The sequence below is a fragment of the Stenotrophomonas acidaminiphila genome (assembly GCA_002951995.1).
Lineage (GTDB): Bacteria > Pseudomonadota > Gammaproteobacteria > Xanthomonadales > Xanthomonadaceae > Stenotrophomonas > Stenotrophomonas acidaminiphila_A.
The window spans coordinates 3,383,579-3,405,839 of record CP019797.1; the positions used below are offsets into that span (position 1 = coordinate 3,383,579).

A 22,261-nucleotide genomic window follows, 5' to 3' on the forward strand; every position below is an offset into this window, starting at 1 on the left:
GCCATTACCCACCCGGGAGTGAACCCATGAAACTACCGCTCGCCATCGCATTGGGCGTCGCCCTGGCCACCGGCGGCTGCGCCAGCACCTCACGGGTCATGCTCGGCCAGGCGCGCGCGCCGGTGGACCCGGCCAGCGTGCAGATCTATTCCACGCCACCGGCCGGCGCGGTGGAGATCGCCCAGCTGGAGGCCTCCAGCGCGGTCGGCTTCGGCACCCAGGGCCAGACCGATGCGGCCATTGCCCGGCTCAAGCGCGAGGCCGCGGCGCTGGGCGCCAACGGCGTGATCCTGATGGGGGTGGGCGCCGGCGGCTCGCCGGTGGGCATGTCGGTCGGCGGCGGCAGCTACGGCCGACATGGTGGCGGGGGCCTGAGCGTGGGCATCCCCACCCAGCAGAAGCGCGCCGCCGGCGTGGCGATCTGGGTGCCGCCGGGCGCCAGGTAGGCGCTGCTGCGCCGGTCAGGTGTCGCGGCTGGCGCCGCCGCCACTTGGGCAGCGGCGCCGATGACGCTTACCTGCGGCGCTGCGCCGGGATGAACACCTCGTCCACGGCGGTGGCCAGCTGGTCCGGCGGCAGCAGCCCCTGGTCGAGCAGGAAGTTGTTGAACGCCAGGCGGTCGAAGCGGTCGCCCAGCGCCAGCTCGGTGCGCATGCGCAGTTCCATGATCCGGGTATAGCCGTAGAAGTAGCTGCAGGCCTGGCCCGGCGCCCGCACGGTGTAGCGGTCCAGTTCCTGGGTGGCCATGGCCTCGGACAGGCCGACGCCTTCCACCAGCACCTTGCGCGCCTGCTCGCGGTCGGTCAGGCCGAGGTTGAGCATCGGGTCGAGCATGGCGCGGGCGGCGCGCAGCAGCCGGAACTGCAGCGCGATCATCTGCCCGTCCAGCGGCTCGAACGGCACCAGCTCGGCCTCGGCGTACAGCGCCCAGCCCTCGACGTTGACTGAGTTGAACGCGAACAGCGTGCGCGCCAGCGAGATGCCGCGCTCGACCATCGCCGCGAACTGCAGGTCATGGCCCGGGCGGCCTTCGTGCGCGCTCAGCGTCCATGCCGCCGAACCGAAGTTGAAATCGTCGTACTGCGCCTTGCCGCCCGAGGCCGGGTTGCCCAGCGGCAGCACGAAGGTGCCCTGCTGCCCGGTGTTGCCGACCAGCGGCGGCGGCAGGTAATGCGGCGCCGGCGACGCGGCGCTCTCGGCCGCGCTGCCCAGGCGCATCTGCAGCGGGCGCTGCGGCACGTCGACGATGCGCTGGCGGCGGATGATCGGGTCGATGGCGTCGATGATGCCGCGGTAGTGCGCCTCCAGGCGGTCGTTGCCGATCGTGTCCTGCTTCAGCGCGCGGATCACCGCGGCGTAGTCGTTGGCATCATCCACCTTCAGGCCCTTGGCCTGCACCACCAGCGGCGCCAGCTGGCGCATCATCGCGCGGGTTTCCATGTATTCCAGCTGCGCGCGCTGCACCAGCAGCGCCGGGTCGATGTCCACGCCCACGTCCTTGAGCTGGAAGGCATACAACTCGGCCGGCAGGCGGGTGTCGGTGCGCGCTTGTGGCAACACGTCCCGGCGCGTCCATGCGATGTACTCCTTCATCTGCGTGGCCAGGGTGGCCAGCGCGGCGTCCGCGCCCTTGATGTCGTACTTTGCGAACAGCTTGCCGATGCCGTCGATGTAGGTATCGACATTGGCGATGGCCTGTTCGACCTCGATCCGGGTCGGCTGCAGCAGGCCCGGGGTACCGCTCTTCTCGGCGTAGCGCTGCCGCGCCAGGGTGGCCAGCGGCTGGCTGCCCGGGGCCTGGCCGATATAGGCCTTGAGCCGGTCCAGCGCCCTGGCCCGGCGCTCCGCCGGCACCTGGTCGGACAGCAGCCCGTTGAGGCCACCGAACACGCTCTGCGGCACGTCCACCCACGGCATCAGGTGCTGCTCCTCGAGCGCGCTGCCCTCGATGCCGCGGCCGGCCGCGGCGATCATGATCTCCAGGTCCTGGCGCACGTTGGGGTCGCGTTCGAGCTGGAGCTTTTCGCGCAGCTGGGTACGCGCCTGCTCCAGCGCGGCGCGGTAGCGCGCGGCGTTGTCCGGGCCGAGGTCGACGACCTTGTCGTCGTAGCCCGGGACGCCGAAGAAGCTGGCCATCTCCGGCCGGAACGGTGCCTGCGCGCGCAGCAGGATCTGCGCCAGCGCGTTGCTGTGCGCCACCCAGGCCGGCGCGGATGTGGCCGCCGGGGACGACGGCGTGGTGGCCGCGGCCAGCGGCAAGGGCGTGGCCAGGGCAAGGGCGACGGCGAGGACGATCGGTTTCATGCGCGCGGCTCCGGGGGTGGAGCCGTGACCCTACGCAGTCAGCGGCAACCGGGCAAGATCGCGCAGTCGCGGTCGCGTTCGTCGCGCAGGTCCACCGGCGCATGCCGGCCCGGCAGTTCCGCCTGCAGCCGCGGGTAGGACCAGCGCCCCTGGCGGCGTTGCGCGCGCACGTCGAGCTTGCCGCTGCCATGCGGTCCCTGGATGCGGATCACCATGTCGGCGCCGCCGTCATCACCGAACTGGTTGATGCTGCCGAACGGGAACGGCTTGGCCCGCAGCGGCCGCCCGAGCGCGGCGGCCACTTCCGGGTCGCGGCCGACGCGCGCCAGCGCCTCGCGGTAGGGCTCGCTGCGCTCCAGCGGCGCGGCCATCTGCCGCAGGCCCATCCACGAGGTCAGCGACCAGCCACCGACGATCAGCAGCACGAACAGCGGCAACGCCCACTTGAGGTTGCGTTGCAGCCAGTTGCGCGGCGGCCGCTGGCCCGGCGTGCGGGCGCCCGGCAAGGGAGGGGGCGGTGACGACATCCGTGTCCTCCTGTCCGGCTCAGGGCTTGAGGCAGCGCGCGAGGAAGTCCTCGGCGACGCGGTAGCGGTGCAGCGCGTTGCTGCCGGACAGGCCATGCTTGGCGCCCGGGTAGGTCATCAGTTCGAACGGCTGGCCGCGCTTCTGCAGCGCGCTCATCAGATTGGTCGAGTGGGTGAACAGCACGTTGTCGTCGGCCATCCCATGGATCAGCAGCAGCGGCGAGGTCAGCCCATCGATGTGGGTGAGGATGCGCCCTTCGCGGTAACCGTCGGGGTTGGCCGCCGGCAGGTTCATGTAGCGCTCGGTGTAGTGCGTGTCGTACAGGCCCCAGTCGGTGACCGGCGCGCCGGCCACGCCGCAGGCGTACTGGTCCGACGCCTTGGCCAGCAGCATCAGGGTCATGTAGCCGCCGTTGGACCAGCCCTGCACGCCGATGCGCGCACCGTCCACCCACGGCTGCCGCTTCAGCCATTCCACGCCCTTGAGCTGGTCGGCCACTTCCACCGTGCCCTGCACGCCATACAGCGCGCCGCCGAAATCACGGCCGCGGCGCGGCGTGCCGCGGTTGTCCAGCGAGAACACCACGTAGCCGTGCTGCGCCAGGTACTGGTTGAACAGGTGGTCGCCGCGGCCGGGCCAGCTGTCGGTGACCGTCTGCGACGCCGGGCCGCCATACACGTAGACCGCCACCGGGTACTGCTTGGCCGGGTCGAAGCCGGCCGGCTTGATCAGGCTGTAGTGCAGCTCGGTGCGGCCATCGGCGGCGGTGAGCGTGCCGTACTCGACCGGCCGCTGCGCGTCGCGGTATTTCGCGTACGGATGCGCCGGGTCGGCCAGGTCGTTGTCCAGCAGCGTGGCGATCTTCTCGCCGTTGGCGCGGTACAGCTCGATCTGCGGCGGCGTGGTGCTGTTGGACCAGCTGTCCACGTAGACGCTGGCGTTGTTGGCGAACGCGGCGCTGTGCATGCCCGCCGCGCGCGAGAGCTTCACCGGCGTGCCGCCGGCCAGCGGCACGGCATGGATCTCGCTGCGCAGCGGCGACTCGATTCCGGCGCGGAAATAGACCTTGCCCGCGTCCTCGTCCACCGCCAGCAGTTCGTCCACCGGCCAGGGGCCGGAGGTCAGCGGGGTCAGCGTGGCGCCGTCCTCGCTGGCCAGGTACAGGTGCTCGAAGCCGCTGCGCTCGGACGACCACACGAAGCGGCCATCCTTGAGGAAGCGCAGGTCGTTGTGCAGCGGCACCCAGGTCCGGCTGGTCTCGGTGACCAGGGTGCGCTGGCGGCCGTCGGCCAGCATGGTCTCGATCAGCTCCAGCGTCTTCTGGTCGCGGCTCTGCCGCTGGAAGGTCAGGCGCTGCGGGTCGCGCCAGGTGACGCGGGCCAGGTAGATGTCCTGCTCCCCGCCCAGGTCGACCCACTTCGGCGCGGCACCGGCGCGCGGTGCCACCACGCCGAGCTTGACCCGCACGTTGCGGTCGCCGGCCGCCGGGTAGCGCTGTTCGATCATCTCCACGCGGTCGGCGTACATCTCGTAGCGCTTCTGCACCGGCACCGGCGATTCGTCGATGCGGGCGAAGGCGATCGCCGAGTCGTCCGGCGCCCACCAGTAGCCGGTGTGGCGGTCCATTTCCTCGTCGGCGACGAATTCGGCCACGCCGTTGCCGATGGTGGCGCTGCCGTCGCGGGTCAGCTGCAGCGGCTTGCCGCTGGCCAGGTCGATCACCCACAGGTTGCGCTCGCGCACGAAGCTGACGAACCCGCCCCTGGGCGAGATCTTCGGGTCGGTGGCGAAGCCTTCGCCGTGGGTGAGCTGGCGCACCGCCTCGCGGCCCTGCCGGCCCAGGTCGTACAGGTAGAGTTCGCCGCCGAGCGGGAACAGCAGGGTCTTCGCATCGGGCGACCACTGGTAATCGACGATGCCGGTCATCGCCGCGATGCGCTGGCGCTCACGCCGCGCCTTTTCCTCGTCGCTCAGGGTCTCGGTGCCGGGCAGCACCACCTTGGAATCGACCAGCAGCCGGGTCTGGCCGCTGGCGATGTCGTATTCCCACAGGTCCAGCTGGTTGCGGTCGCTGTCCTTGCCACGCAGGAAGGTCACGCGCGAACCATCCGGCGCCACCTTGGGCTTCATCAGCGTCGGCCCGGACAGCGGCGCGCTGCCGGTGATGGCTTCCAGGGTGAGTTTTTCGGCGTGGACGGCGGGGGTGGCGAGCATCATGGCAAGGGCGAGGAACAAGGGGCGCATGGGCTTCCTGTCATGGACAGCATGGATCGCACCATCCTAGCCGAGCCCGCCCGCGCCTGCCCCCTGCCGTCAGTCCCGCCCGCGGCTCAGCGCTGGTTGCGCTGCTCCTCGCGCAGCCGGCGGCGGATGAAGAACACCGTGAAAACCGGAATCCCCAGGATGATCAACGCCCCGCAGATCGTCAGCCAACCCACCGGTTGCGTCAGCATGTCGCGCAGTATCGGATGCATCGTCCCCTCCCCGTGCCGTTTGTCGATGCACGCAGCGTAGGGGTACCGTCCGCGGCCGGCCTTGCGCAGGATCAATCGGCGGGATCGCACCGGCCGGGATCGCCGATGCCTGCCCCCGATCAGCGCCCGCCTCGATGCCACCAGTGCGCGACCGGGTAAACGTGCCGGGGCGCGCAGGCCGAGTTGCCCGGCGCGCTGCTACAACAGCTTGCCGTCCAGGCTGCGCCTTTCGTAAGGCAGCCCATCCGGGCCGGCCGTGCGCACCCGACGCTCCTGCGCGTCGTAGCGGGATGTTTAATTGCCTCCGTCCCCTTTAAGGTCCGGTGCATTGCCGACCCTAGCCGATCAATTCGGCGTTAACGTTGAATTGTTAGTTGGCTTGCAGCCCAAGCGCAGCATCAATAAACGCGGCCCCAAGGGCAAGATCGAGCGAGAGCTGGAACAGATCAGTCAACTACCGTAGGCGCGCCAACGCATCGTCAGTGAAGTCCTCGAATCGCTTCTTGCGCAGTCGTAATGTCCAAAGTGGCTACCAAGGCGGAAAATCGACGATGATTCCCAAGCCCCACTACAGTCTAATCAACACATCAATCGGCGGTGACCCTGCCGTCGTTGTCGTTAATGCGGCACTGCGAACCTTCACTGATCGTCAAGCGCTTCCTTGGCACCTAAGAATCAGCATCGATTGCAAACAGCTGAGCGCTAACGGCATGCCAACCATAGAAGAGGACGATATCCTGCAAGTGCAAGAGGCAATCATCGCACCTCTCTTGCAATCCAATCAAAATTCCGTTTTCCTGGCCCGCATTACATCCAGAGGCGAGCGCGTCCTGCTGTACCGTGTTTATGATCCGGAAGTCGCAGACAATACGCTGCAAAAACTAATCTCGGAACCATCTCCGTTACGCGAGTGGGACTATCGAATGGAAGAAGACCCCGACTGGGAACTTGCCCAGCCGGAGCTTAAACTGCTTGCGCATGACCTTCGCTACAACTAGCTACACCCAAACTCCTTGCTCGCAGTGCGAGCCTTGTACCTCATGGGCGGGTTAGGTGTGCAGCTAATCGCCCAAGAGAATCTGGTCGGGATCGAACGACTCCAGTCCGACATCTGAAGGATCAATTTCGAATGCCATAAGTTGATCACCGAGAAGCGATAAAGCTTCGTATAAACCGAACAATCTTCCCTTCTCGAAGTCTACACAAGCTCCTTCAGCCTTTATCTGAGCTCGTTTCTCAAGAAGCAGCGTTACGTAATCACGCAAAAAGTCATCGCGCTCATTGTTCATTTAAGAATGACCTCGCAAAACCTCAACCTGCTCTATCTGCCGTTCGATATCAGATGGCCACTTCGTTGTTCAGCCGGTTGCTGGCGTCGTACCAGTACACGTGGTCGCGGCCGGCCACCGTCGCCCGGGTGATGTTGTCCAGCACGTCATAGGCATACGTCGCCCCGCCCGGATACAGCGGCGAGGTCACGCTCTTCAGCCGGTCGCGGCCGTCGTAGCCCATGTTTAATTGCCTCCCCCCCTTTAATCCCTACCTCCGCCCCGGCTTTTCCGGACCCGGCTTTTCGAACGCCGCAAATTCGTTGGCGATCATCCTATTCTTCTCAACACCAAAGCCCCAATAGAACATCCTATGCAGCTCTTCGGCTGCTGATTCATCACCACAACGCAATGCACGGAGGTAAAACGCCGCAGCCTTCGACAGATCCTTCCTTACGCCCTCTCCTTTCTCATAACAAACCGCGAGATCGAACGCAGCTTCCGCCACATCATTCTCAGCAGCTTGCCTGAACAGACTTACGGCCTGTTTGCTACTTGCCTTTACGTGTCGACCGTAGAGATACCAAGTGCCCAGAGCGTAGTGCGCTCGATAATCGCCCGCATCCATGGCTTCTAAGAGCAATGGATAGACCTTATCTGGCGAGGCGCCTTTATTAATCAACGCAAGTGCCTTGTCATAGAGCTTGCCGTTCATAGGCCGTCACCTCCCCATCTTATCGTCTGGCGGCGGAACAACTGAAAGGGTACGGAGGTAATTAAACCGGCTTGGACCTGGGCCGTCCACGGTTACGGCATCCGGCAGGCCGGCCCAATGCCTTCTCGACCATAGCCTGAAATCGTGTACAACCAAACGCCCGCTACTTGGCAATGTAGTTGCGTATCGTAGAGATTTCCTCATCTTCCATCCCGGAACGCAGCCACCTGCCATATTCGATGGCCCGCTCTTCCCACGTAGCGCCAAGCGCTCCTTAAATCGCCCCCTTAAATCCGCCAGGCATTGAAGATGATGACCTCAGACGCGGCCTATGCCGCAACATTAACCGCATGATCTGAGCAGGAATCGGCGGGCCATTACATCAACAACCACGGCCTGAACCGCCTCATCAAAGTTCCGCGAAGAGCAAGAAAAAAGCGCTCAAATCTTCCTATTGAAAACAACGTAAATCCAAGATTACACGCATGCTTATCTTCAACCAGACCTGACTCAACCTCCCAGATATTCCGAATCACATAGTAGGTCGAAAACAACCCGACTGATTGCTGAACTATTTCGTGCCGAACCATTCTTTCCCGCATCAACTGCTCCGCACGGTTAACCGCGTTACGAGCGTTGTTCGCATATGTATAGAAGGTTCCATGAAACCCAAACGCCGGGCATGAGCCGCGCACGCACACAAAGACGCCCTCAACAACAATTTGATACGGAATCATCTCTTCTTGAGCTCTTCATCAAGACGCTTTGAGTCAAGGCGACCTTCGACGCGGAATACGCCTTGGAAGCCACCATCCTGCTCCATTTTCACGCTAGGCATAGGAAGCCCCGTTGCTCCGCTAATAGCGCCCATTGCGTTATTGAATCTCAAAATATCTGCTTGCTCCGCCGGGCGTGGCGCAGGGTCTGGAATATACTCCGCCGCCTCAGCCACTTGATCGAGAGCCGCCGCTGCTGATGCCGCCGCTACACTCAACTTCCCCAGAACGTATGTCCTCGCACGCCGTCTGTTTGATAATGAGGCAATCCTTTACCAGAGCCATCTTTTAGATCATGAGCAACATCACGGCGTGCGCGTCCGGAATTTGCTGCATTCTCAATCTGATGTGAAAGCTGCCGGCGGTTTGTCCCAATGTCGAGCTCTTGGCCGCCTTGCCTACGCAACTCGACTGCTCTTTCCTTTGAAATTCTCGCGACCTTCTCCACCCCGCCTTGCACCCGTCTGACTATCCATACAGCCGCCTTAGCACGGCCGTCGGGATCGACGAAGCTGTACGGGTTGTTGTCAGCATACGAGTATCGATTAAACGCCCCCACCGGGTTGCTGTAGGCGGTAATGGGATCCACACTCAGGAAGCGCGGGATCAGCGGATCGTAGTAGCGCTGTTGCATGTAGACCAGGCCGGTGGCCTTGTCCATCATGTGCCCGGTGTAGCCCGGACGGTTGTCGTTGGTCCGGTTGAGCATTTTTCCGTACGGCTCATGCTCGGTCGTCTGCAGCGTATTGCCCAGTTCGTCCGTCGCCGCAATCGGGCTGCCCAGCGCGTCGGTATGCCGGTAGATCGTTCCGTATACCGTCTCCCCGATCGGCATCCGTCGCGACGCCACCAGGCTGCCACCCAGGTAGATGTGCTGGAAGCGCAGACCGAGCTGCTCATCGCGCTGCCACAGCAGCTTGCCGTCCAAGCTGTACATCTCGTACAGCAGTCCGTCCGAGCCGGCCGTACGCACCCGGCGCCCCTGCGCGTCGTAACGGTAGGTGTCCGTCCCCTGTGCCGTGCGCAGCCGGTTGCCGTGGTCGAACACGAACAGGTTGCCGTTCTTGTTGATCACGTTGCCGCGGACGTCATAGCCCAGCCCGATGATGCTCGGACCACCGGGGCCGTTGAGCACATTGGTCAGGCGATTGTTCGCGTCATACCAGTACACATGGTCCCGGCTGCCCACCGTGGCCCGGGTGACGTTGTCCAGCACATCGTAGGTATAGCTGGCCCCGCCCGGGTACAGCAGCGAGCTCACCGAGGTCAGCCGGTCGCGCTCGTCGTAGCCCATGCTGCGCGTCTGCCGCGCCGCCGACGTATAGTCGGTGATCGACGAGACGTTGCCGTTGGCATCGTACGCATAGGCCAGATCCAGCACGCCGCCGCTGTCGGTGCTGCGTGCCGGCAGCTGCCGCGTGTTCTGCGACATCGTGTGCACCAGGCCGTTGCCATAGGTGAACCGCTTGATCGCCCCGTTCGGGTAGTACTGCACCCCGGTGGCGAAGGTGCCCGCCTGGGTCGGCTGGCCCAGCGCATTGGGCAGGTAGTCCACCGTCAGGTTCTGCGGATACACCAGGCTGGCCAGGTGACCGTTGCCGTTGTAGCCATAACCGATCGACCACACGCCCTGCCCGGCCGTCTGCGACTGGCTCTCCCCGGTCAGCAGCCGCCGCTTGTTGTACGCGTAGCTGTTGGACACATAGGTACTGCCGCCCTCGTTCCAGGTCGTGACCGTGTCCGGCAGGCCGTCGGCTGTATAGGTCCAGCCCTGGTTACCATTACCCCCGGGGAACGTCAGGGTCACCAACCGGTTACGTGCGTCGTAGCTGCGGCTCACCTTCTGGCTGCCCGCCACGCTGGCCGTATCGCAGCTGCTGGCCGAGGGCAGGGCCTGGCCGCTGGCCGACCAGGCCAGGTTGCCGGCGTTGTCGTAAGCCATCACCGTGCTGCCGGTCTCCGGCTCGATGCTCTTGCACAGCTGCTGGTAGCCGTCATACACGTAGCGCCGCGTCACCGACACGCCGCCGGAGCTGTTGCGCTGGGTGATCGCGGTGGGCTTGCCGAACACGTCGCGGGCGATGTCGGTGTACACCCCGCCCGGCTGCTCCACCGCCACCGGATAATCGGTTGTCGGCTGGTCCCAGGCCATGTAGTGGGTGACGGTCTGGTACCCACGCGGGTTGGTGATGCGGGTACGGAAGCCGGTCAGGTACTCGGTGGTCGTGGTCAACACGCCGGATTCGGCGTTCTGCGACACCGCGACCGGGCGGCCCAGCGCGTCATAGCTGGTCCGGGTGCCATTGGTGAGCGCATCGCTGCTGCCCGGATACGAGGCGAAGGTGACCCGGCCCTCATGGTCGTAGGTGAAGCGCTGGAAGCGCTGGGTACCGCTTACGTTGGCGGTGTCGTACTCGTGGGTGAGCAGTGGCCGCCACAGTGCGTCGTAGTAGGTCAGCTTGCGCGCGTTGCCGGTGCTTACCGTCTGCCGCCAGTGCCCGGCCGGGATCCCGTATTCGGCCACGTTCACCGATTGGAACACCTGCGTGGTGCTGTTCCACGCGGTACTGTCGCCGCTCGGGTAGGCGATGCTGGCCAGCCGGCCCATCGCATCGTAGCTGTAGCTGGTCGCGTAGCCGTTTTCGTCGGTAACCTGGGTGATCCAGCCGCTGTCGTTGACCACCGCCGAGCGGCTCTTGCCATCCGGATACCCGATGGACTGCGGAATGCCTCGTTTCCACGAGGACAGTGTGGTCTGGTAGTTGTTGCCGTCCTTGACCGTGGCCACGGTGCCGTCGGCGTTGTAGGTCAGGGTCTGCTGCAGCTTGCCGTAGGACGAGTACGTCAGCGGCTGCGCGGTGGTGGCGCTGAAGGTCGTCGATTCGACAACCGTACCGTTGATCGCGCGGCTGGCTACCTGGCCCAGCACCCATTTATTGGTGTTGTCATGGTAGGTGATGACTTCCGTGCGGCTGTAGCTCTGTGCCGATACGGCTGCTGGCAACAGGGCGGTCAATAGCGCCGCCAGGGGAAGCGGACGGAAACAGATCCTTTGTTTTCTCATGTCCTGGGTCCTTTAGGGCGATGGGGCGCTGGACTGCGTGACGTTTACCGGGCGGGCAAAAGCATCGAACACCGTCGCCTCCCAGATGAATCCGAAGCCATTCTCGATTGTTTCCCTTCGGCGTAGCGGCCTTACCAGCACCGATGATTCGTCATTGCCTCCCCACAACGAACCGTATCTATCCGGAAACGGAGCCGAGGCTGCTTCGGCATTGGATACATAACTCAGGTACTCGGAACGGAGTATGGTACCCGTTGCCGAAACGTGCCGCTTGCTCAGCAGACGCCCCTCATTGTGCGAGAAAACGATACCGAACTCTTCCTCCACCCTGCTCCCATCCGGTTGCACGATCCGGACTCGCTTCGACTGCGTGCAGGTCATGCAAGGTGGGACTATTCCTGACCAGAGCCCCTGGTAGCTACCAAGGTCGAAATAGCTCCAGAGCTGCCCGGCGGGGATGCCCGGACCCGTGATCCTCTTCGTGGAGAGGCCCAGTACATCGAAGTAATTTGGCAAAGCCAGCCTGTGCACGATCGATGTGCCGCCAACCGTCTCGGCCTCGCAGTAAGTGGATGGAATACCTGCACGGTAAAGCCGTTGATGAACGAATTCGAACTCACCTAGCGCACCAGAGGGATGACGCAACTGCAGCGTGTAGTTCTTCAACGCCAACGGCGCGGTGGTTCCGCATCCAACACCGGGATCCTCGGTCCAACGTTCATAACGAATCCGCCTGTCAGACAGATGTGTGAACTCCCAGTAGGACTGATCCGGCAGGGTTACCCGCTGGAGGGTCGACCCGTTGTATGCATAGCTCCAACTCTGGCCGTGGGCAGTTGCACCGGAAAGGCGGCCATCACTGTATGTCAATGAAATAAGACGCCCATCGCTGCTGCTGATACTCACAGGATGGCCCGCAGAATTATAGGAATACTCCACCCAGTTTCCGAACCGGTCTTCGACCCTGCTCGCCAGCAACGACACCTCCAGACGCAACCGCGAAGCTGGACCAGCATTGTCCCTTCCCATCTTACCCGCGGACCGCTGGGTTCCGACATTGAAGGTGTAAACCAGTCCAGCCGTCGTTTCCACGACGAAACCCTCACCGGGATATCCCCAGATCATCGGCGTGCAGGACACCGCATCCAGGGCCGTGGTGGTCCACAAGCGGGTCTTGGAGTCGGGCTTCTTGAACTGATTTGGCGGAAGGCCCACCAAACTGCGGCTACCCTGGCCCGGAATACTCAAAACATAGCCGGACCATATCTCGGAGATGTCATGCGGCGGATCTGTCCGGGGGAAAAAGCTGCTCGAGCAACGGGGCGCATTTCCGCCATAACTGATGTTCCACCCATACATCGAGTCGAACACTCCTGATATGCGTGGAACATCCACATCCCAGTCTCCTGCACCCCCATATACTTCAGGGGGAGTTCCGTAGTAGGGAACCGGCCTGACGGCAAGACTGCGCGACAATCGTACCGGCAGCCCGTTCGATCCGGGAATGTCCACATCCACGTGATGAAAAGCCACCGTCTGGTCGTAAAGGCTCACCGCTTCACCAAACAGATCGGAAGTCAATGCGGGCACGAGCTCCGCCGCCTTTATTTTCTTGTCGTACTCCTGATAAGGCTGCATTGCATCACTGGCAAGAGCCGCCAAAGCCCCATTGGACTCGGGCTGCATGCCATCCGGCTCTTGAGCAAAAGCCAGATGCCACATCAAAAGCAGCGGAAAAATTGAACAAAATGGTAAAACCCTGCGTACCGACATAATCACCTCCCTGTGTGACGGCCCATGTAAGGGCACCCTCTCCTATTGTCGAATGCAAAGCAATACCTCGGCCGAAACGCCGATCGAAAGCCAGGGCTACGTCACGCTCCCTATGGGCTTTCCTTTATCCACTGACAAACGTGGACCAACATCCTGTACGGGCTGCCACTGACGGATTGGCGCCTGAGAAGTCGCCACCCACTCTTCTCATGCGGACACAATCCTTCAGACAACGGGCCTCTATTCCTGACTCCCACCTCAGGCGATGAGCCTGATGCAGGCCACCACTCAATCGGTAATGCCATTCACCTCTGGCCAAACAACTGCCTGCGCTCCTCCTCGCTCAACGGCTTGCCGGCGTCCGGGTTCACCGTCGGGCCGAGCGCGTAGGCGCGCTGCGTGGCCGGGCGCATGGCGATGGCCTGGTGCCAGCGGTGCAGGTGCGGGAAGGCGTCGAAGTCGGCCGGCAGCTTGCTGTAGGCGCCGATCCACGGGTAGCTGGCCATGTCGGCGATGCCGTACTCGTCGCCGCCCAGGTAGGCCGATTCGGACAGGCGCTTGTCCATCACCCGGTGCAGGCGTCGCACCTCGCTGTCGTAGCGCTCGATGGCATAGGCGATGCGTTCGGGCGCATACACGTTGAAGTGGCCCATCTGCCCGCTCATCGGCCCCAGCCCGCCCATCTGCCAGAACAGCCACTCCAGCGCGGTGGCGCGGCCGCGCAGGTCGCTCGGCAGGAAGCGGCCGGTCTTCTCGGCCAGGTACAACAGGATCGCGCCGGACTCGAACACGCTCAGCGGCGCGCTGCCGTCGGCCGGTGCATGGTCGACGATCGCCGGCATCTTGTTGTTCGGCGAAATGGCGAGGAACTCGGGCTGGAACTGGTCGCCCTTGCCGATGTTGACCGGTACCAGGCGGTACGGCAGCCCGGCCTCTTCCAGGAACAGGGTGATCTTGTGGCCGTTGGGGGTGGGCCAGTAGTAAAGGTCGATCATGAATGCGTCTCCGTGGGGGGAACCGTCACCGGGGATCGATACGGTAACGCTTGGCAGCCTACCGGACGACCGTTAACCTGCCGCCTTCCCGCAACGCAGCATTCCTGCCATGTCCGAACACAAACCGCTCAGCCCCCTCCCGGCCCTGATCTTCGCCTCGCGCTGGCTGCAGCTGCCGCTCTATCTCGGCCTGATCATCGCCCAATGCGTCTACGTGTTCCTGTTCGGCAAGGAACTGTGGCACCTGATCCACGACGCCAACGCCCTGGGCGAACAGCAGATCATGCTGATCGTGCTCGGCCTGATCGACGTGGTGATGATCTCCAACCTGCTGGTGATGGTGATCGTCGGCGGCTACGAGACCTTCGTCTCGCGCCTGGGCCTGCAGGGTCACCCGGACCAGCCGGAGTGGCTCAGCCACGTCAACGCATCGGTACTGAAGGTGAAGCTGGCAATGGCGATCATCGGCATCTCCTCGATCCACCTGCTCAAGACCTTCATCGAGGCCGGGCAGCTGGGGCTGCCGCTGTGCGGGTCGGAAGCGGCCACGGGCGTTGCGTGTACCAAGTTCACCTCCACCGGGGTGATGTGGCAGACCATCATCCACTGCGTGTTCATCCTGTCGGCGGTCGGCATCGCCTGGACCGACAAACTGATGTCCAACGGGCATTCCAAACAGAACGGGCACTGATCGACGCCCCGCGCGGCCGCTGGCCCCGCCGTGCGGCGGCCATCGGCGGCGGCGCCATGCCCCCCCCGCCTCGTGCAACCCGGGGCGGCAATGCTAGATTCTCCCTTCGCACCGGGTCCGGCCGACGTGGGGAAACGCCGCGCATCCATGACGGCCCGGGCGAACCACCATTCGCGTTCGTCGATTCAAGGGGAAGATTGATGTCGTACGTCACGATCCACGGCAAAGCGCGCCTGCTGGCGCCCGCCCTGCTGGCCGTCGCCCTGGCGGCCTGCTCGGGCAAGGACGATTCCGCCCCGGCGGCTGCCGCCGGCACGCCCGCCAGCCCCGCCGCGACCCCGGCCGAGCCCGCGGTTTCGGCCAAGGTGCAGTCGATGGGCACCGACCAGCTGCGCGACTCGGCCAGCACCGCGCTGCGCGAGAACCGCATGTACGCGCCGGCCGGCGACAACGCCATGGAGTACTACCTGGCCCTGCGCGACAAGCTGCCCGACGACGCGGCGGTCAAGAGCGCGCTGACCGACCTGCAGCCCTACACCCTGATCGCCGCCGAGCAGAGCTTGGCGCGCGAGGACTTCCCCGAAGCGCAGCGGCTGGTGGCGCTGATCGAGAAGGTGGACCCGTCGGCACCGGCGCTGCCGCGCCTGAAGCAGGGCATCACCCGTGGCATGGAAGTGGCGGTCAAGCGCACCCAGGAAGAGACCGACAAGGTCAAGAAGGACGCCGAGAACCGCGCCAAGCAGCTGGTCGAACAGCAGCGGCTGGCACAGCAGCAGGCCGCCGAGGCCAGTGCCGCGCAGCAGCTGGCCGCGCGCCAGGAAGCGGCGCGCAAGGAAAGCGAGCGGCTGGAGGCCGAGCGCCAGGCCGCGGCCAAGCGCGAGGCCGACGCCCGCGCCGCGGCGCAGCAGGTGGCGGCCGCACCGAAGCCGGCCGCGGCCGCACCGACCCTGCGCGCGGTGAGCACGCCGGCCCCGCGCTACCCCGCCGACGCGCTGCGTTCGGGCACTTCCGGCGAAGTGCTGGTGGAACTCACCATCGGTACCGACGGCTCGGTGACCGATGCCCGCGTGCTGCGTGCCAACCCGCCGCGGGTATTCGACCGCGAGGCGCTGAACGCGGTCCGGCGCTGGCGCTTCGAGCCGATTTCCAGCCCGACCACCACCCGCCGCACGCTGGCATTCCAGCCCAACCAGTAGCCGCAGGAGGCTTGCCGGCGGAAGGCGTGTGCGACGAAGCGTGCGCCGGGCATTGAAGCGTGCGCGGCAAGCCGCGCACCTACGAAGACGGAAGGCCCGGAACGATCCGGGCCTTCATTTCGTTGCTGCACCGGAATGTTTCCATCCGTAGCGGCGGGGCTTGCCCCGCCTGAGGCTTGTCGATGCGGCACGTGAAGCGTGCGCGGCAAGCCGCGCACCTACGAAGGCGGAAGGCCCGGGGCGATCCGGGCCTTCATTTCGTTGCGGGACCGGAATGTTCCCATTCGTAGCGGCGGGGCTTGCCCCGCCTGGGCCTTGCCGCCGCGGCACGTCAAGCGTGCGTGGCAAACATTGAAGCGTGCGCGGCAAGCCGCGCACCTACGAGGGCGGAAGGCCCGGAGCGATCCGGCCTTCATTCTTGTTGCGGGACCGGAATGTTCCCGTCCGTAGCGGCGGGGCTTGCCCCGCCTGGGCCTTGCCGACGCGGCAGGTGAAGCGTTCGTGGCAAACATTGAAGCGTGCGCGGCAAGCCGCGCACCTACGAAGACGGAACGCCCGGAGCACCCACAAAGACGAAAGGTCCGGAACGATCCGGGCCTTTCGCTTCTCCTGCGGCGATGCGGGCTCAGCCCGAGATCGCCAGCTTTTCCTGCCTGTAGCGCCACACCGCCATCGCCCACAGCACCACGGTCAGCAGCAGCGAGGCCCCGAGGTAGACGCCCCACTGCTCGGCGCCCGGCATTTCGCCGCGGGTCACCTTCACCAGCATCTGGTTCTGCGACAGGAACGGCACCGCGTACTGCCACAGCTGGGTGTCCTTCAGCGGATAGGCCATCAGCGCGTAGCCGGGCATCATCGCCATCATCATCAGCCAGACGATGTGGCTCTGCGCTTCCTTCATGCTCTTGGCGCCGGCAGCCAGGCAGGTCAGCAGCGCGGTGCCGATCAGCACCAGCGGCAGCAGCACCAGCAGCAGCTTGCCCATCGCCATGAAGCTCACGTCCAGCGAACTGCCCACGCCACGGCCGAGGCTGGCGCTGAACTTGAACGACAGCAGGATCAGCAGGATCGCGGTCAGCCCGACCAGGGTCGATGCCAGCATCTTGCCGCTAACCAGGGCGCCACGTGGCGCCGGGGTGGCCAGCAGCGGTTCCAGCGACTGCCGTTCGCGCTCGCCGGCGGTGGTGTCCATGACCAGGTGCGAGCCACCGATGAAGGCGGACATCATCAGCAGGATCGGCAGGATGACCGACAGCAGGATGCCGCGCTTGGCCTCGGCGGTGGCCAGGTCGCGCGTGCCCACGCTGACCGGCATGGCCACGGCGGGGTTGACGCCGCGCGCCATCAGCCGCAGCGCGCCCACCTGCTGGCCGTAGGCCGCCAGCACCTTGCGCACGCGCGCCACTTGCACGTCGCTGGTGCGGCGGGTGGTGTCGGCGACCACCTCGACCTTGGCCGGCTTGCCGGCATGCCAGTCGTCGGCGAAGTCCGCCGCGACCACCAGCGCCACGTCCTCGCGTTGGGCGCGGATGCGGGCTTCGTAGTCGTCCGGCGCCTCGCGCGGGGTGATGCCCTGGCTGGCCAGGAACGCCATCAGGTTGGGCGCGCGCTCCATGCCGACCACGGACAGCGCCATGTCCTTTTCCAGCTGGTTGGACACCCGCAGGTTGCTGAGCTTGTCGATGCCCAGGAACAGCAGCGGGTACAGCAGCGGCGCGATGAACAGGGTCAGGAAGAAGGTGCGGCGGTCGCGGGCGAAATCGCGCAGCTCCTTGCGCATCACCGTGAACATGCTGCCAATGAATCCGGTCTTGTTCATGCGTGCAGGCCCTCTTCGCTGCCGATCAGCTTGACGAACGCGTCTTCCAGGTTGCTCTCGCCGGCATGCTCACGCAGCTCGTCCGGCGTGCCCTGCGCCACCACGCGGCCATGGGCGACGATGACGATGCGGTCGCACAGCGCGGCCACCTCCTGCATGATGTGGCTGGAGAAGATCACGCAGCGGCCCTCGCCGCGCAGCTCCTTGAGGAAGCCGCGCAGGCCGCGGGTGGTCATCACGTCCAGGCCGTTGGTCGGTTCGTCGAGGATCACGTTCTTCGGGTCGTGCACCAGCGCGCGGGCGATGGCGGTCTTGGTGCGCTGGCCCTGGCTGAAGCCTTCGGTCGAGCGGTCGAGGAAGTCCTCCATCTGCAGCGCCGCGGCCAGGCGCGCGATGCGCGCGGCGATCGCCGCCGCATCCATGCCATGCAGCTGGCCGAAGTACTCGATGTTCTCGCGCGCGGTCAGGCGCTTGTACACGCCGCGCGCGTCCGGCAGCACGCCCAGGCTGCGGCGCACCGTGTCGGGGTCGGCCGCGGCGTCCACGCCATCGACCATGACCTTGCCGGTCTCGGGGTCATCAGCGTGTAGAGCATGCGCAGCGTGGTGGTCTTGCCGGCGCCGTTGGGGCCGAGCAGGCCGGTGATCTGGCCGTCGTGGGCGGTGAAGCCGACGTCGTCCACCGCGATCACCGGCGTCTTGTCCTTGCCCTTGCCGGGGAAGGTCTTGCGGAGTCGTTCTGCAACGATCATGGAAGCGGATTCCTCAGTGGTGCGTGGACGGTCACGGTTCCCAGCCATTGAAGCTGGTGAACGGCGGCACGTAGGTGAGTTTTTCCAGGCAGGTGGCATCGAGCGCGGCGGCGTCGGTGGTGTCGACGAACTGCGCGAACAGCTTGGGCATGCAGCCGGCGCCGATGACCGCGTGGCCCTGGCCGCGCAGCACGAACAGGCGCCCCTTGGGCAGCTGCTTGGCCACCTCCTCGCCATAGCGCGGCGGGGTGACCGGGTCGAACTCGCCTTCCAGCACCAGCGCGGGCACCGCGGTGGCCAGGGGCGTGTGGAAATCGGCCGGCATCCGGCCCTTGGGCCAGGTGCTGCACATCGCCGCCAGGCTGTCGGCCATGCGGTTGCCAAGCACGGTGTCCGCGTCCTCGGCGCGCGCCACCATGCCCTGGTCGTCCTCGCTGCAGATCACCGACAGCTGCATGCCCATGGCCATGCTGTCCTTCATGCCGCCCTGCAGCATCTTCGCCAGCGCCATCAGGTCGCCGTAGCGGCCATTGCGCGCCTCGTGGATCAGCTTGGGCAGCAGCGCGGCGGCTTCCGGCATGTAGGCGTACATGCGCACCAGCCCGGCGACGGTATCGGCGCGCAGCACGTCCTCGTGCTCCTGCCCGGTGCTGGCATCGCGGTAGCGCACCGTCACCGGGTTGGCGCGCAGTGCGGCCAGCAATGCGTCCAGTTCTGTGCGCGGATCGCCCAGCGCGGCCTTGCACGCGGGGTTGCCGGTGCATTGGGCGAACTGCAGCGCCAGCGCATCGTCCAGGTTGCGGGCGAAGATGTTGCCCAGCTGCAGGGTGTTGGGCACCACCGAGTCGAGCACGATGCTGCGCGTGCTGTGCGGGTGGCGCATCGCGTACTGCTGCGCGACGCGGGTGCCGTAGCTGACACCGACCAGGTTGATCTGCGCCGCGCCGATCGCCTGGCGCACCGCGTCCAGGTCGGCCACCGCGTCGGTGGTGGTGTAGTGGCGCAGGTCGGCCTTGCCCGACAACGCCGCCACGCAGGCGGCGGCGCTGGCCCGCATCGCCTCGACGCTGGCGTCGTCGTCCTCCGGCGGCTCGCACGACAGCAGGTTGGATTTGCCGGTGCCGCGCTGGTCGAGCAGGATCACGTTGCGCCGCTTGCGCACCTCGGCGAAGGCCGGGTCGATCTGCGGATAGCTCTGCGTGGCGGACTGCCCGGGGCCGCCGGCCAGGAAGAACACCGGGTCCGGCAGCGCGCTTTCGGGCTTGTCCGGGGTCAGCAGCGCGATGTTCAGCGCGATCTTGCGGCCCTGCGGGTTGCCGCGGTCCTCGGCGACCTCGAAGGTGGTGCACTGGGCTTCCAGGCTGTCGCGGCTGTTCGGCGAATCAAGGGTGCACGGGCGGAACGCAAGGCTGCCGAGCATCAGCGGCTTGACCTCCGCCTCGGTGGCGGGCAGCGGCGCCTTGGCGGCCTCGGCCTCATCGGATGCGGGCTTGAGCGCGCGGTAGCCGAGCACGGCGCCAAGCGCGGCCACCGCCAGGAGGATACGGGTCTTGCGGGACATCATCGGAACAGCCCCTTGTGGTTGATGGAACGGGTTGGGTCCTGCCAGCCCAAGACGGGGCTGGCGGCGTCATGTGACAGCGGGAAAGAAAATGTCCTCGATCCTGGCATCGAACAGGCGGGCGATGCGGAACGCCAGCGGCAGGCTGGGGTCGTACTTGCCGGTCTCCAGCGCGTTGACCGTCTGCCGCGAGACCTCCAGCCGCTCGGCCAGTTCCCCTTGCGACCAGCCGTGGGCTTCGCGCAGTTCACGCAGTCGGTTGTCCATGCGGGGCGGTTCAACCGTAGCGCCGGGAGACGACGATCTTGGCCAGGCCGTAGGCCAGGCACACCAGCGGGAACACCCAGATCATCGCCGCACTGGCCGCCACGTCCAGCACCCGCGCCGATTGCAGCAGGCCGCCGGTGAGATACAGCAGCGAGACGAACGCCGCGGCGAAGCTGACCGCCTGCAGCTCGATGCGCTGCTGCAGTTCGTCGGCGTCGCGGATGTAGCGGATCATCGCCCGCAGGGTCATCGCGATCGGCGGCACCGGCAGCAGCGCGATGCAGGCACGCAGCGCGGTGCCTTCCACGCGCTTGAGCAGCAGGATCGACAGCACCAGCAGCACCACGTAGGCGCTCATGGCGATCATCATCTCGCGGCTGTAGCGCCGGCGCAGCGCCAGCGGCGCGGTGTCGCAGGCATCGGGCAGCTGCCGCCGCAACAGCAGCACGAACGACAGGCCCACGGCCACGCCGATGCAGATCCCGCCCAGCATGTCGGCGCTGTCGCCCGGCATCAGCCGCAGCAGCGCCAGGCCCGTCGCCGCGGTGGCGAAGGCGGCGCCGATGATCCAGCGGTCGAGTGCGCGCGCCATGGCTCAGCCCCTCCGCGCACGCGCGCCAGCACCACCCGGCCCGCCGCGACGGTGGCCGTGCGTCCAGCGACCAACGCGGCCTGGCCGGTCGCGGCGACGCCAGCGAACGCCGCGCCGGTACCTGCCTGGCTTCCTGCTGCTTTCATGTCCGCCCCCCCATGACCCCACCCTTGTCAAGCAAGCTTTACAGGAGGATGCAGCGGCCATCCGCCGTCTGTCAAGCGAGCTTTACAGCCCGGTGCTGCGCGGGCGCCGCCATCGGCGGGCCCGCAGCCGGCGCGGATGCGGCCGGACGCTCAAGGCCGCGGCGCCGGCGCTACCCCAGGTCGCCGGCAACGCGATTGCGGCCGGCGGCCTTGGCCCGGTACAGCGCCGCATCGGCCCGCGCCAGCAGGCTCTCCAGCCCGGGCACGGCATCGGCGACGGCCACGCCGATGCTGGCGGTGATGACGATCGTGCCGCCATCGCGCTGCAGCGGGCTGGCCTCCAGGGTCGCGCGCAGGCGTTCGGCCAGGGCCATCGCCTGTTCCATGCCGGTGTCCGGCAGCAGCAGCACGAACTCCTCGCCGCCATAGCGGCCGAGCAGCTGGTCGCGGCCGCGCAGGGAGCGCCGCAGGGTCCGCGCGGCGTGGTGCAGCACCTCGTCCCCGACCGGATGGCCGCGGGTGTCGTTGATCCGCTTGAAGTGGTCCAGGTCCAGCAGCATCGCCGCGAACGGCTGCTGCTGGTGCAGGCTCTGCGCCAGCTGCTGCTCGCCGTCGCCCATCAGCGCGGTGCGGTTGAGCAGCCCGGTCAGGCCGTCGCGACGGGCCAGCCGGCGCAGGTCCACCATCTGCCGCTCGACGATCAGCAGCACCAGGGCGAAGGTGTGGGCGAGCATCACGAACATGCCGCCGACGTAGGTGACGTTCATCGGCAGGCCGGCGCGCAGGATGTCGCCATCGGCGCCGGGCGCGACCGGGATCAGCGCCCGCACCAGGAACAGCGTCGCATCCAGCAGGAACACCACCGCCGCCAGCCGGCAGCTGCGGCGCACGTCGACCGGGGCGTGGCGCAGCAGCAGCCAGGCCTCCCAGGTCTTCCAGATGATGATCAGCGCGCTGTACAGCGCCAGGCGGATGCCGAGGTCGGGCCTGGCCACGCTGAACCAGGCGATCGCCAGCAGGTAGCCTGCGCCCAGCACCAGGGCCGGGCGCACCGGCGCGCGGCGGCCGACATGCAGGGCCACGCCGAACAGCATCAGCATGCTGCCCAGCACCGCGAATCCGTTGCGCGCCAGGATGCCCACCGCCACCGGCAGCGGCAGCTGCACGCTGACCAGCACCGTGCTGGCCGCGCCCGCCCACATGCTTGCGGCCCACAGCCGGGGCACGGTCTGGCGGCGCAGGACCAGCAGGATCAGCGAAAAACCGGCGGCCAGGCCGATGTTCAGCAGCAGGCCGATGGCGGCGATGGTGGGAAAGTCCAGCGTGGTCATGCCCGGTGTC

15 protein-coding genes and 1 pseudogene are annotated in these 22,261 nt (G+C 66.0%); 4 read left to right on the forward strand and 12 right to left on the reverse strand.

Annotated features, from left to right (window positions below):
- Positions 1-26: 26 nt before the first annotated feature.
- Positions 27-446, forward strand: coding sequence for a hypothetical protein (locus tag B1L07_15160; GenBank protein ID AUZ56200.1), 420 nt, complete (start codon positions 27-29; stop codon positions 444-446).
- 67 nt (positions 447-513) lie between these two features.
- Here the strand turns inward: B1L07_15160 and B1L07_15165 are convergent, their stop codons facing one another.
- The 3 genes from B1L07_15165 to B1L07_15175 form a co-directional block, all read right to left on the reverse strand.
- On the reverse strand, positions 514-2,304 hold the full coding sequence (locus B1L07_15165; GenBank protein ID AUZ56201.1) for a hypothetical protein: 1,791 nt from the start codon (positions 2,302-2,304) through the stop codon (positions 514-516).
- Positions 2,305-2,342: 38 nt separating this feature from the next.
- Complete coding sequence (locus B1L07_15170) at positions 2,343-2,765, reverse strand: hypothetical protein (GenBank protein AUZ56636.1); 423 nt, start codon at positions 2,763-2,765, stop codon at positions 2,343-2,345.
- An 85-nt stretch (positions 2,766-2,850) separates the two neighbouring features.
- Positions 2,851-5,076 carry a S9 family peptidase gene (locus tag B1L07_15175; protein ID AUZ56202.1) on the reverse strand — a complete coding sequence of 742 codons (2,226 nt, stop codon included), beginning with the start codon at positions 5,074-5,076 and terminating at the stop codon, positions 2,851-2,853.
- A gap of 781 nt (positions 5,077-5,857) precedes the next feature.
- On the opposite strand from B1L07_15175, the gene B1L07_15180 reads away from it, so the two are divergent.
- On the forward strand, positions 5,858-6,304 hold the full coding sequence (locus B1L07_15180) for a hypothetical protein (GenBank protein AUZ56203.1): 447 nt from the start codon (positions 5,858-5,860) through the stop codon (positions 6,302-6,304).
- A 541-nt stretch (positions 6,305-6,845) separates the two neighbouring features.
- On the opposite strand, the gene B1L07_15185 is transcribed toward B1L07_15180, so the two are convergent.
- The 3 genes from B1L07_15185 to B1L07_15195 all read right to left on the reverse strand — a co-directional run bounded on the left by B1L07_15185 (position 6,846) and on the right by B1L07_15195 (position 13,897).
- Complete coding sequence (locus B1L07_15185; protein ID AUZ56204.1) at positions 6,846-7,202, reverse strand: hypothetical protein; 357 nt, start codon at positions 7,200-7,202, stop codon at positions 6,846-6,848.
- 1,077 nt (positions 7,203-8,279) lie between these two features.
- Positions 8,280-11,081 (reverse strand): hypothetical protein, encoded by a 2,802-nt coding sequence (locus tag B1L07_15190; protein AUZ56205.1) that lies wholly within the window; start codon positions 11,079-11,081, stop codon positions 8,280-8,282.
- A 2,126-nt stretch (positions 11,082-13,207) separates the two neighbouring features.
- The gene (locus tag B1L07_15195) at positions 13,208-13,897 is read right to left on the reverse strand and encodes a thiol:disulfide oxidoreductase (protein AUZ56206.1); all 690 of its coding nucleotides are present in this window, start codon (positions 13,895-13,897) and stop codon (positions 13,208-13,210) included.
- 109 nt (positions 13,898-14,006) lie between these two features.
- Here B1L07_15195 and B1L07_15200 point away from each other — a divergent pair, with 109 nt between their 5' ends.
- Both B1L07_15200 and B1L07_15205 read left to right on the forward strand, forming a co-directional pair.
- Positions 14,007-14,588 (forward strand): hypothetical protein, encoded by a 582-nt coding sequence (locus tag B1L07_15200; protein AUZ56207.1) that lies wholly within the window; start codon positions 14,007-14,009, stop codon positions 14,586-14,588.
- A 200-nt stretch (positions 14,589-14,788) separates the two neighbouring features.
- Positions 14,789-15,784 (forward strand): energy transducer TonB, encoded by a 996-nt coding sequence (locus B1L07_15205; GenBank protein AUZ56208.1) that lies wholly within the window; start codon positions 14,789-14,791, stop codon positions 15,782-15,784.
- 625 nt (positions 15,785-16,409) lie between these two features.
- On the opposite strand, the gene B1L07_15210 is transcribed toward B1L07_15205, so the two are convergent.
- The 6 genes and pseudogenes from B1L07_15210 to B1L07_15235 all read right to left on the reverse strand — a co-directional run bounded on the left by B1L07_15210 (position 16,410) and on the right by B1L07_15235 (position 22,251).
- Positions 16,410-17,603: a sodium ABC transporter permease gene (locus B1L07_15210; GenBank protein AUZ56209.1), complete on the reverse strand. Its 1,194-nt coding sequence runs from the start codon at positions 17,601-17,603 to the stop codon at positions 16,410-16,412.
- Positions 17,600-18,354 (reverse strand): annotated as a pseudogene (locus B1L07_15215) (ABC transporter ATP-binding protein). The gene B1L07_15210 and the pseudogene B1L07_15215 overlap by 4 nt, the downstream one beginning before the upstream one ends.
- A 31-nt stretch (positions 18,355-18,385) precedes the next feature.
- Positions 18,386-19,915, reverse strand: coding sequence for a hypothetical protein (locus B1L07_15220; GenBank protein AUZ56637.1), 1,530 nt, complete (start codon positions 19,913-19,915; stop codon positions 18,386-18,388).
- Between the two features lie 69 nt (positions 19,916-19,984).
- The gene (locus tag B1L07_15225; GenBank protein ID AUZ56210.1) at positions 19,985-20,182 is read right to left on the reverse strand and encodes a transcriptional regulator; all 198 of its coding nucleotides are present in this window, start codon (positions 20,180-20,182) and stop codon (positions 19,985-19,987) included.
- A gap of 10 nt (positions 20,183-20,192) precedes the next feature.
- Positions 20,193-20,774 (reverse strand): hypothetical protein, encoded by a 582-nt coding sequence (locus tag B1L07_15230; GenBank protein ID AUZ56211.1) that lies wholly within the window; start codon positions 20,772-20,774, stop codon positions 20,193-20,195.
- Between the two features lie 316 nt (positions 20,775-21,090).
- Entirely contained in the window at positions 21,091-22,251 is a 1,161-nt protein-coding gene (locus tag B1L07_15235; protein AUZ56212.1) for a hypothetical protein, read from the reverse strand.
- Positions 22,252-22,261 lie beyond the last annotated feature (10 nt).